9 protein-coding genes are annotated in these 12649 nt (G+C 36.3%); 4 read left to right on the top strand and 5 right to left on the bottom strand.

Translation table 11 applies throughout. The annotated features are described in order from the left end of the window. Positions 1–453 precede the first annotated feature (453 nt). Both BC008_RS04015 and nadC read left to right on the top strand, forming a co-directional pair. Positions 454–879, top strand: a complete 426-nt coding sequence (locus tag BC008_RS04015) for a VOC family protein (RefSeq protein WP_027844773.1) — start codon at positions 454–456, stop codon at positions 877–879. A gap of 59 nt (positions 880–938) precedes the next feature. Next, a complete protein-coding gene (gene nadC, locus BC008_RS04010; protein ID WP_027844772.1) occupies positions 939–1823 on the top strand; it encodes a carboxylating nicotinate-nucleotide diphosphorylase in 885 nt (294 codons plus the stop codon). Positions 1824–1918: 95 nt separating this feature from the next. On the opposite strand, the gene BC008_RS04005 is transcribed toward nadC, so the two are convergent. Next, positions 1919–2842: a nucleoside hydrolase gene (locus BC008_RS04005; protein WP_027844771.1), complete on the bottom strand. Its 924-nt coding sequence runs from the start codon at positions 2840–2842 to the stop codon at positions 1919–1921. 554 nt (positions 2843–3396) lie between these two features. Between BC008_RS04005 and BC008_RS04000 the strand changes: the two genes are divergently transcribed. Beyond that, the gene (locus BC008_RS04000; RefSeq protein ID WP_058183182.1) at positions 3397–3624 is read left to right on the top strand and encodes a hypothetical protein; all 228 of its coding nucleotides are present in this window, start codon (positions 3397–3399) and stop codon (positions 3622–3624) included. 87 nt (positions 3625–3711) lie between these two features. On the opposite strand, the gene BC008_RS03995 is transcribed toward BC008_RS04000, so the two are convergent. The 3 genes from BC008_RS03995 to BC008_RS03985 form a co-directional block, all read right to left on the bottom strand. Continuing rightward, complete coding sequence (locus BC008_RS03995; protein WP_058183180.1) at positions 3712–6546, bottom strand: AAA-like domain-containing protein; 2835 nt, start codon at positions 6544–6546, stop codon at positions 3712–3714. Between the two features lie 3 nt (positions 6547–6549). Next, complete coding sequence (locus tag BC008_RS03990; protein WP_027844770.1) at positions 6550–8715, bottom strand: AAA-like domain-containing protein; 2166 nt, start codon at positions 8713–8715, stop codon at positions 6550–6552. A 93-nt stretch (positions 8716–8808) separates the two neighbouring features. After that, a complete protein-coding gene (locus BC008_RS03985) occupies positions 8809–9165 on the bottom strand; it encodes a CU044_2847 family protein (protein ID WP_027844769.1) in 357 nt (118 codons plus the stop codon). Between the two features lie 380 nt (positions 9166–9545). Between BC008_RS03985 and ptsP the strand changes: the two genes are divergently transcribed. Beyond that, positions 9546–12098, top strand: coding sequence for a phosphoenolpyruvate--protein phosphotransferase (gene ptsP, locus BC008_RS03980; RefSeq protein WP_027844768.1), 2553 nt, complete (start codon positions 9546–9548; stop codon positions 12096–12098). On the opposite strand, the gene BC008_RS03975 is transcribed toward ptsP, so the two are convergent. Then, on the bottom strand, positions 12095–12580 hold the full coding sequence (locus BC008_RS03975; protein WP_027844767.1) for a hypothetical protein: 486 nt from the start codon (positions 12578–12580) through the stop codon (positions 12095–12097). The genes ptsP and BC008_RS03975 overlap by 4 nt on opposite strands. Between the last annotated feature and the right edge of the window lie 69 nt (positions 12581–12649).

The raw sequence follows: 12649 nt of genomic DNA, 5'->3' as shown, positions 1-12649 counted from the left end.
CGAAGCCTTCAGAGTGTTGCGCTCTCGCGCTCCCCTCTCTCAGGCACTTGTTTATAGTACCGATACTCCCAGGACCTGTCAACACCTTTTTCGAAAAATTTTGGGACTTTTTCTGCTGTAACCCCTCAAATCCTTGTACAGCAAATTTTGTAGCCGTAAAATATTTTTTATTTTCCCTGCTTTGAGCCCTGAAGCACCGACAAAATTCAATCCCTCAAGTCATCTCACTATCTATATATATGAAATCCCTTCAAGGCATCAAGTTAGTTGAAGGTCTTACTCCACTCCAGCTAGACTGCCACAATATTCTGTATTTGAATTTCTGTACTTGAATTTTGTGAAATCACTTGTTGTCTTGATTTGCGATTTCTTTCACACGGATGGAACGTCTAAATATATTGTCCGAAGAAACATCCGCTAGTACATTAGTATGGCGTTCATTATTTTTAGTCTATGAGACAGAAACTAAATATTGTGACTTTGGGAGTTGAAGATTTTCAGCGGTCTTTGAATTTCTATCAAAACGGTTTGGGCTGGAAAACATCCAGCGCGAGTACGGAGAATATTGCATTTTTCCAGTTGGGTGGAATTGTTTTTGCACTTTACCCACGAGATAAATTGGCTGAAGATGTGACGATCGCTCCTGAAGGACATGGCTTTTCGGGAATCACCCTTGCTTACAACGCCAAAAATGAAGCAGAGGTAGATGAAGTCTTGAGGAATGTCGAAAAACTGGGTGCAAAAATTGTCAAAAAAGCACAAAAAGTTTTTTGGGGTGGTTACAGTGGATATTTTGCCGATCTTGATGGTCACTTATGGGAGGTCGCTTGGAATCCATTCTTTGAATTTGATGATTCAGATAATCTAGTACTTCCCTAATCGGATAATCATCATATATATAGATTGAATATCGGAAAATTTGAGATGAGCAATACTCAATGAGAACTTCAAATGCTGTATTACCACCAAACTTACTGCTGAATGATTATTTGAAAGCTTGGTTACAAGAAGATATTGGAAGGGGCGATCGCACGACTCAAAGTTTGCTTGCTGAAAATACGGTTACGGGTCAAGCTCAGTGGATCGCCAAAGCTGATGGTGTTATTGCTGGTTTACCGATCGCTGCTAGGGTATTTCAACTTCTGAATGAGAAAGTCAGTTTTACTCCCCTAGTAAAAGAAGGGGAATATTGTAAATCTGGTACAGCGATCGCAAAAATCGAAGGTTCTTTAGATGCGCTGCTGACTGGGGAGCGAGTAGCTTTAAACTTAGCGATGCGGTTGAGTGGTATTGCAAGTCTCACTTATATATATGTAGAAAAAATCGCCGATTTACCCACAAATTTCGTCGATACTCGGAAAACAACTCCAGGTTTGAGAATTTTGGAAAAGTATGCAACTCAGGTGGGAGGAGCAATTAATCATCGTATGGGTTTGGATGATGCGGTGATGATTAAGGATAATCACATTGCTGCTGCTGGAGGAATTGGAAAAGCAATTACTTGTATTCGCTCCCGCATACCTTATCCATTAATGATAGAAGTAGAAACGGAAAACTTAGATCAGGTAAAGGAAGCAATAGAGTACAAGGCTGACATCATTATGCTGGATAATATGCCTGTTAATTTGATGAAGCAAGCAGTTCAGATGATTCGGGATTTCAGCTATTGCAACGCGCGGGGCGAACGCATCAAAATAGAAGCTTCGGGAAATATTAATTTAGATACGATCCGAAGCGTTGCTGAAACTGGAGTTGATTATATATCTAGTAGCGCTCCGATTACTCAATCCAAATGGCTGGATCTGAGTATGAGAATAAGTTGAGAATTTGCAAAGATTTGCACATAAGAAATATATCAGTCATCAGGGCGCACTTCGGTGCGCCCCTACAGATAGCAAAATTTTGTTTCTATTACTTTTTATCTTCTCCACTGTTGTAATAGGTAAGAATAAAACCAATCTTTATCAACTTTATCCATTGCGAAAATTTTTCTTCCTCCGGTAACAACCTTAGTCCGTCCCTGACTTAAACCGGAGGTAATAATTTCTGTTTCCCATTCTTTTAACTCAAAAGCTTTTGGGTTACCTAAATAAGATGTTGCTAGAACGTCCCAAGCATAGTGATCTTGGGGGATAACCAAAGCATAACATTGTCCTGCTAAATCAGAGATTGGACGATCGCGCTGTTGTCCAAGTTTTTGCACTAACTCAGATGTGACTGGGACGCTATTAGTTATATCTAAAGGACACATTATAATTTCAATTTGCGATCGCCATACCCGCGCAACAGAAATTGGATCCCAATAAGCATTCCATTCTGCTGAACCATCTTGTCCGGGTTCCCAATTTTTCTCGACGTTACCGGAGACGTTCAAAGCACCACCCATCCAAACAATCCGGCGAATTTTTGCTTCAATTTCTGGCGATCGCTCCAAAGCAAATGCCACATTTGTTAAAGGTCCAGTGACCATCAAAGTTACAGGTTCAGTTGCTTCTTGCAGCATTTTTAGCATGAAGTCTTGACCAGATTCAGCTACCAAAGATGTAGAAATAGTTTCCTTTTGATTGAGAATGGGGAGATGATCCACCACAAATGAGTCTCGACGGTAAAGATAAGGAAAAGCATTAATACCTCTGACATTACTTTCTGCTACAGGGATATGAGAACCTCCCATTAAATCCAAAATTTTTCGCGTCGCGCTAACAGCAGGTTGAATGTAACAGTCAGCAGGAGTAACAACAACACCAATAAGTTCATATTGGTTCATTGTCATCAGCAGCATGGTAGCTAAATAATCGTCAACACCACCATCGTGATCCATTAAAACTAATTGTTTGGACATAACAATAAAATCAGTTACCAGATATCTCACTCCATAGATAATTTGTAACTTTTGATCGGGGTCAAATGCATGAAATAGCTGCTTATTTTTTCCATATACATTTTTATATTGAAATTAATATTCAGATTTATATCTTAAAAATACTTTTCAGAATATGGAAACTATACCTTTTCGAGAAGATTTTCAACTGATTTTAGAAAGGTCTGTATCGAGGGTACAAATGATATTTACACTGAATAATATGACTCATTAATCACACATAAATCTTCTAACATAGGAGAACAAAAGTAAGTAACTTGTAATACAAAGCATCGAAAATGCTTGCTTGTTTCAGTATAAAGTTAGTTGACATTTTGATTGATTATTAGAAATAACAGAAAATTAGTAGAATATTTATAAATTTCCAAAAGTACTAATACTTAGATAAAATTCACTTTAGGTGTGTATAATAAACTTCGATTATTCCCTGTTGATATTTCAATACAACACCAAATATTGTATGGTTTTTCTGGTATGATTAAATACGAGTAAAGTTTTGACTATAGGCAATAATAATGGGTGAGGAAGAAAGTTTTGAAGGATTTACAAAAATCCATAAAGCACGATTTAATATAATTAAAATTTTACGTACCAGATTTAAGGAAATACCAGAGCAAGTCGTAGAAACTATTAATGGAATAAGTGAAGAGTCGGTATTACAATTGCTTTTTACTAACTCAATTACTGTAGCTGATTTTGAAAGTTTTCAGCAGGTTTTGAAGAGTGTGATGTCTGGAGAATAATTTATGTTTTTGGTTTAAAATTGCTGTTGAAGTAAATTTTTGTGTAACGGACAAATATTATTTAGATATAGAGATTATATGATGATTTTATAGAAAACATGTGTTTTTTTGAAACTGTACCGTCAACCAACCAGCAAATACTATTAAAATGACTACTAAAATAGTAAATACACTAATTTGAATAGAATTTATCTTTTTGATGTAATTAATTCTTACACTTATTATTCTGAATAACATTGTGGCAAAAAACCCTAACCAGAACCATCCATTAAATGGTTGTGTTATACCAATAACTGTATATAAATATGCGCTTGAATCAAGAACTATTAATGATAAACTTCCTAATAAATCTCTATAATTAAATCCTAGTAATATTAATGGGGAAAATAAAATAATTGACAAAATTTTATATTTTCTAATAAAAAAATTATTTTTTTTATTTGCAATACTAGTTTGTAGTAATATAATCAAAGAAAGTAAATAAATAGTTAGCCCTAATAAATTAAATGTTGAATTTATTTCACTAATAATTTCAGACTTATTATTTGTAAATGTACATAGTTGAGAAAAAGAGTTAGGTTGATCATTTAGAAATGATAATATCCACAGTTCATTTGTTCCTATAATTGATCCTATACCCGCTCGGATACACAACATTAATAATCCGATAATACAACCAGATATAAGTATTCTTGGTACTTCTTCTTCTATTCTTATAGATGTTATGAATTCAACTGGTATTTCATAATCTCCTGTATTAGTTTTGAGCAAGACCTTATCCTCATGCCACCCTTGACCTAATACTGTTGTATTTACTTTTACTTGTAATTTAAATGATGATTCTTCAAAATTATAAGGATTTACAATTAAGAAATTTTTTTCTGTAAAAACTTTTCCTTTAATCTTTCCATTAGATGGTTTGCAAGTAACTCTCAAGTGAAATATTGGTGACTTTGAGTATTTTATCTTCCCCAAATCTACATTAGAAGGATTTATAATAACATTTATAGAAGTAATTATATATTTTATTGGGATTTTAAAACACTCTGGTAAGCCTTCAAATTTAAAAAATATATTCCCTTGATAATGACCTATAGCAACATCAATAGTATCTAGCGTGACATATAATATATCATTCTTTAAATAATTAAATTTTTCTAAAAATGTGATGCCATAAAGGTGCTTATCACTTTCTATTTTTCCCCATACAAAGCCACGTCCTTTATTAACAACTCGCAAATTAAATGTTATTTTTGAACCTAGTGGTATTTCACCAAAATCTACAAAACTTGGTTCTATAAATATCTTTGGATATATTTCTAGATTTTCTATTTCACAGAATTCACGTAAACATAATTCTAACCCTTTACGTCGTTTAAATTCATAATTATCTGTAATGTCAGTGTTAACACTACGAGATATAAGTTTTTGTGAAATTTCTGTTGTATCGGGAATTATATAATCACGTATAATTTTTTGTGAAATATTTACTAAATCTGTTCTACCTTGTCCCCTTAACCATTGAGTAATATCACCATTGAAAAAATAATCTACAGCTTCTTCTGGAAATTTATGGCATAAGTTAATGAGTTGAATAATGTCAGAAACTTGACCTTTTTTAAACCTAAATGTATGTAATCTTAAAGCATCTTGTAATTCTATAGTTTGAAGTTCTTGACTAGCACTTAAAAAATCAATATCTTCATTACTCAAACTTTTTCCTGCTGCCCATAATCGCGCATCTTGTAATGCCTTTCCTCTTAATAAACGTGATTTATCTCTACGTTTAGAAGCTAGCCAAGCTGTTATTGCTTCAGCATATGGGCGTAAATTGGCTAACGCCCTATCAAGCCAAGTCTGATTAAAAACAGACTTATAAATTCGGTTATAAACTTTTAATTTATCATCCCGTTCTACAACCAATCCTGATAGTCGCAATTCGATTTGCTCTAGACTATCATCTGCTACGATTTCTCTATGTCGCAAAATCTGTTGATATAATCCCAATAACTTTCCAGCGAGTTCTTCTTTTCTAAAAACTCGATCCCGTATTGTACGTAAATGCTCTGGTTCATCTTGAGATTCCCAGTTTTTAATTATGCTATTTTGTACTATTTCTTCTACAGAGGTAAATTTTTTACTAAATTGAATAAAGTTACAAAGCTTATGAGTCAGAAATGGCTGTCCTCCAGTCCAATGTAGTATTTCTTTTAGAACAATTTGAGGATTATCTACTCTACCCTTCAATCCTTTAGCTAAAGGCTCAATCTCTTCTTCTTGAAAACCATTAAGAGTGATAGCTTGACCAATATTGAAAGGTGTACGCTTTTTGTTTTGAATTAAATCAGAGGGTGTGGCGACTCCCAGAAGTACAAATGTCAAACGCTTATAAATTGAGTTATCAGCACGCTGATTGTAACAATATCGAATAAATGCAAAAAAATCGTCGGTGGGAAAATTCAGACTAAGAACACTGTCTATCTCATCGATAAAAATAACTATTGGTTGAGAAAGTTCAACAAGTAATATGTCTTCAACAAACTCACTTAGATGTTGTACATCAGATACACGCACTTGTTCGCGTAACCATTCTCTTACATTAAATTTGTCCGCGATCTGAAAATTTCTAGCTAAAGTTCTAATAATACCGCCATACCACTGTTGAGAAGAAACTTGCTGGCTACCAATTTGTGTCAGGTCGAGTGCTGCACAGGCAAAACCTTCTAATTGTAAGCGTTTCATCACTTGAACTCGCAAACTGGATTTACCCATTTGGCGCGAATTCAATACATAGCAAAATTTACCAGCTTTTAATGCTTGATATAAATCTTCATCAGCTTGACGTTTAACATAACTGGGGGCATCAACTGGTAAACTACCCCCTACTTGATATTCGTAGGCTGGCTGTTTTTCTGTACTCATCAGTTAAATTCTCAAGCGATCGCTAAAGTAATGACGATACAAATTACAACGTGGGGTAACATCATTACCTTGTACTTTTATCAACCCCATACTGAGTAATTTAAAGCATTCTATCGGATTTAACCTGATAGCCTTAGTATTACTGACGACTTTGTTCATTGCAGTAGCTAAATCTGAATGTTGTTCTAAATTCCACAAATGTCGCCGCAAATGGTCACAATAAGGGCCAGATTCAGTCGGTGCAATACTTAAAAGTTGATCGAGTATAGTATCTCGGCCAGCAATACGGTAAAGTGCAACTCTTACTAAATATGGATGCCCACCGACCATTTCTGTAAGTTTATTTACCTGATTAAAATCCCAATTCAATCCATGTCGTCTTGCTAAATCGAGTATTTGCTCGCAATTAAATTCACGTAGCTCTATCGGTAGTCCAACATTAAAAGGTGACTGGTGCGTATTCATGGGAATATAAACTTCTGTAGAATGCACTACTATCAGTCGTAATTTTTTCCAGATGTCGGTGCTTTTTGATTGTTCATGCCAAGCACGTAGAAGTCCAAAAAAATCAGCCGCGATTTCAGAATGTTCAAATACGCGATCAACCTCATCTAATCCCAAAACTAAAGGTTGATTAATTTCTTTTAAAAGATAATCCTCGAAATAAACCGTACAGTTATCTTTACTGCCAAAAATATCATCCCAATAATCTTTTAATTTATTAGATACTTTTAATCTTCTTCCTACAACGGCACAAAACCACTGCAATAATTTGTCTAAATCTTGAAATACTTTGCTATCTGCTAGTTGAAATGTCAAAGGTACTGTTAAACAATCTGCTTGTGAAGCTTTATGTAGAATTCTCGCCATTAAAGAAGTTTTACCCATTTGTCGAGGTGCTTTGATGCGGATTAGAGAACCTGGCTTGACTATGGTTTCATAGCAACGTTCTTCAATGGGAGAGCGTTCTACATAAAATTTTGAAGCTAAATTTACTTTTCCCCCTGGTATTTCTGGTTCTGCAACTGGGAGAGGAAGAGCAAAACATTCTGTTGAGGTAATATTAGATGGTTGAAGTGTAGGTATGACAGATAAATCTTCTGTCTTATCTGTTTCAGAATAATTATTACTGTCTTCCCTTGCTAATAAATTTAAAACTTCTTCGAGAATTTTTGCAGTATCTGCAGATGATTTCCATTCTCGCTGCTGAATTTGCCTTAAATAACCCCGTAAGTCATAATTGAGCGGAGAATTCATGGGAAATTGAACACGAATAGGTAGAATAACTGGTTTCTTTTCGGGACGTAAGTCTGCTAATTCCTTTGCTCGTCGTACTTCCTCTATTACCATTTCACTTGTTGCAGATTTTGGAGATAATAGCAACAAGAAATAATCACATTGTTCTAATTCTTGATCGATACGCTGCGTCCATTTTTCTCCCAGTTGAATACTTTCCCCCGCCATGAATGGATCGTGTCCATCTGCTTTCAAACTTTCATAGAAGTATTGAGCAAGGCTTAAGTCTGGATCTTGACTGCGATAGCTGATAAAAACTCTAGCACTTTTATTTGCTTCAATTGGCGGTACAAATGGTTGTAAATTCATGAATTTCTCTAAATTTACCCATTTGTCTTGCACTGTTGATAAGGGTACAGCCAATGCACCTTCTGTATTATCGTAAGCAGCAATTATGCCAATGACTCGTTGATTTTCTGCATCAAAGACTGGCGAACCACTATAACCTCTTTGTACATTTTGTGAATTTGCCTTTATTCGTAATCGAAGCATTGGCAAATTACCAAAGACAGACTGAGGATTAATGTCCGTAATGTTACCGTCAATAGATGCGCCTTTAGGAAAATCGGGACGTCCGTAGCCAATAGACAAAAATCTATCCATTGGCTGAAAATTTATTGAAAGGGGAACTGAAGAACCCTGATAGTCAAATAATTGCAAAACTGCAAAGTCATCATGACTTCTACTACCCAAGTAAATTAAATTTACAGGCTGCCCATTTACCCGTATTTTTTCATAACCACCAGCATCTTCAACTACATGGGCACAGGTAAGTAAATGTCCTTCGGATGAGATAAAAAAGCCTGTACCCCAAACTTTACCATCTTCCGAGGTAATGGCTTCAGTACATTTTTTAACTAAATCCCAAGACATGAGAATTTATTACCTTTACGATTATAAATAGTTCGAAAACTAACAAACTAAAAGAATTGCTTGATTTTAATGCTTGATTTTATAAATTAATCATCAGCCAGGATTACTACTTTTTAGTTTTGGTGTTAAATTCCACTTTAAAGTCACTTTCAGAGATGCTTGTCCAGATGCTTCTACCAAATAAACTGAACCTTTGCTAGTAAAATTTATACCTAGCTCAACTTCTGCATCTGTAGCTTGTGTTTCTTCGTGTAGCTGCTGAAATGCCTTTGTCAATGGACGAGAGGCGCGAACAATTAAATCCTGGACAATACTAAAGCTTTGGTCGAGCTTCTTGATTGATGTTTCTCCAACTGCTGATACTTGACCAACATTTGTTTCTGGAATTTCTACTGCTACTAGGATAGTGCTGCTATCTTCAGTATTTAGTTCTAAAATTTCCCGCCCCATAATCAAATTTAATAATATTTCTGTAGAATTATTTAGCCAAGTTTGACTTCCTAGGAAAATACTACAGCAAATATACGGTTAATTTCGAGTAAAATCCTTATTATTGGTCTTTAAAATTTGTTATTTTATTGAATCGTTTATTTCAGAATTATTTTGTAGGGTTTTAGCTTTATCACTAGCTTTTGCTCGAAAACACCTTCACACTTATCTCAAAAATAGAATTCATTAAAAAAAATAAATAAATCCAGCTTATCAAATGAAGATGTTTAAACTTATGTTATGCAGTACTCTTAAATTACAGGTGCTCGCATAATAATATTATCTTGAGTTAAAGTAACTCTCTTATTTAAACACCCCTCAACAAGGTTAATAGTGTTGTAGTGGTCGGAATTATTATAGTTTCTCATAGCAAACAGCTAGCCCAAGGCGTCCGGGAACTGGCTACACAAATGGTTCAAGGTACGGTTCCGTTAGCGATCGCTGCGGGAATAGATGACCCGGAAAACCCCCTAGGTACCGATGTCATGGAAGTACATGCTGCCATCGAGTCGGTTTACAGTGACGATGGTGTAGTAATTTTAATGGATTTGGGAAGTGCTTTGATGAGCGCAGAAATGGCTCTGGAGTTTCTTCCCAGCGAACAACAAGAAAAGGTTCATTTATGTGCTGCTCCTCTGGTTGAAGGTGCGATCGCTGCTGTGGTTGCTGCTGCTTCTGGAGCAAATATCGATCAGGTAATAGCTGAAGCCAAGGGCGCACTTGCAGCAAAATCCGCACAATTAGGGGAGGATATTGAATTTACTACATCTGCATCCCAGTCTCATTTAATAGATAGTGAAGAGGAACAACATGCAGATCGGATACAGGTCAAAATCAGTAATCGAATGGGTTTACATGCCCGTCCAGCTGCGAAGTTTGTTGCAACAGCAAACCAATTTCAATCCCAGATTAGAGTACAAAATCTAACCAAAGGTGGGGTACCTGTTCGCGGTGAGAGTATCAACGAAGTTGCAATGTTGGGCGCTCGTTGCGGTGATGATTTGGCGATTTTTGCTACGGGTACGGATGCTCATGAAGCGTTAATGACCTTACAGAAATTAATCGAAAGTAATTTTGGCGAACCAGAAATCGTTGATGAGTCCCCATCTACTACATCTCCAAGTTCAACCGAAATTCCCAATGGTCCTAATAATTCTTTCCTACGAGGAATTCCAGCTTCTCCTGGCGTGGTTATAGCTCCTACTGTCCGTTATCAACCGACTTTTTTAGCTGTTGAAGAACGATATGTGGATGATGTTGAAGGAGAATGGGAACGTTTACAAGTTGTTTTAATCACAGCGTATCAAGAAATTCAGACTTTACTTTCCCATGCTTCAACCCAAATAGGTGATTCGGAAGCTGCGATATTTGACGCTCACTTATTATTTTTGTCGGATCCCGCACTGTTAGATGCAGTTCGTCATCGCATTTATGAGCATAACTTAAATGCTGAAGCTGCTTGGCAATTTACAGTTGAAGAAATAGCTAACGGTTATCGCCAAATGGACGACCCTTATATGCGGGAGCGAGCAGCTGACATGATAGATGTGGGACAAAGGGTGCAGCAATTGCTTGGAGGTAGCGTTACTAGTCCTCCCAAGTTATCCCAACCAGCTATTTTAGTTGCCAAAGACCTTACACCTTCTGATACAGCTCAGTTGGATAGTAGTTTAGTTTTGGGAATTTGTATAACTCAAGGTAGTGCAACATCTCACAGTGCAATTTTAGCTCGGAGTTTGGGTATTCCTGCTGTTGTGGGCGCACCAAAACAAGTATTGCAAGTCACAGATAAAACTACGATCGCACTGGATGGAGAAACGGGTCAAATCTGGATTGATCCAGACCAAAGTGTGAAAGCTGAGCTACAAGTAAAACAGCAGGAGTGGGAAAATACCCAAAACCAAGCCCTTGAAAGCGTTCGTGAATTAGCAAGGACTCGCGATGGACGACGAATCAAGGTTTTAGCAAATATATCTGGGATTAAAGATGCTCGAGTAGCTTTAAAAATGGGGGCTGAAGGTTTCGGTTTATTACGGACTGAGTTTTTGTATTTGGATCGAGCTAAAGCACCTACGGAAGCGGAACAATTTAGTATCTATCAAGAAATTGCTCAATCTTTAGATAATCAATCTTTAGAACATAAATCTTTAGTAAATCAACCATTAGAAAACCAACCGTTAATAATTCGCACTTTGGATGTGGGAGGTGATAAACCTTTAGCTTATCTCCAAAAACCCTTGGAGAGTAATCCTTTTTTAGGTTGGCGAGGAATTCGTTTTTGTTTAGATAATGTGGAATTATTTAAAACTCAACTCAGAGCTATTTTAAGGGTTAGTTCCAGTCATAGGATCAAAATTATGTTTCCCATGATTGCAACTTTAGCCGAACTCCAAAGAACAAAAGCGATATTAAATCAAGTAAAAACAAAATTACGTCAAGAAAATATTCCCTTTGATGAAAACATGGAAGTAGGAATGATGATTGAAATTCCTTCAGCCGTGGCGATCGCTGATCGATTAGCAACAGAAGTAGATTTCTTTAGCATTGGAAGCAACGATTTAAGTCAATATACAACTGCAGCCGATCGCACTAATCCGAGAGTAGCAAAATTAGCTGATGGTTTGCATCCGGGAGTATTAAAAATGATCAATCAAAGCATCCAAGCTGCACATCAAGCAGGTATTTGGGTTGGTTTATGTGGCGAACTTGCTTCCGATCCCCAAGCTATTTCAATTTTAGTCGGTTTGGGAATCGACGAAATTAGTTTAAATCCCCACGCAATTCCAAAAATCAAAAAAGCGATCGCCCAATTAAGTTTTCCAGAAGCGGAAGCGATCGCCCAAGCAGCATTAAAGTTAGATTCATCTGAATGTGTGAGAATGTTGATTTCTTAAGACACAACTATTGGATAATCGGGTGTGGGATTCAACGGACAGCTAAAAACATATTTACCGGGTTTGAGGGTAATTTCATAATCTTGAGTTGCACCTTTAGTTAGACCACCACCGCTAACCTTGGGTAAAGTTACCTGATTAAGACCTTCTCCCCTGAGATAAAAACCTAATTCATAGGGAACGTCACGGTTAGCAACTCGAAAAATATATTTTCCTGGTTTGAGTTGTAAAGGCTTAAATCCTTTTTGTCTTTCTGCTAAGGTTTTAGCATTGATTCCCTTACAGTCTTCAGCTTTAGTTGTTTTAAACTGATGGTCCTTGCTTTCTGTTTCGACAAATTGACAGCCAGTTTGAGTCAAAGTAACAATTTGAGGTTTTCCTGTTTCACCAATTTCCTGTTCGGAATTTGATTGAACGTTTCCACAACCTGCAGCAAACATTAATAGTAATAAGCTGCTACCCAAAAATAAGTTTTTTTGCATTATTTTTTACCTACCTACTTTAAATTTACTGGTTCCAAAATTATATTTAGATATATGAAGATGGGCGAT

This window comes from Mastigocoleus testarum BC008 (assembly GCF_001456025.1).
GTDB classification, from domain to species: Bacteria; Cyanobacteriota; Cyanobacteriia; order Cyanobacteriales; family Nostocaceae; genus Mastigocoleus; species Mastigocoleus testarum.
This window is presented reverse-complemented; position numbering and strand designations above follow the sequence as displayed.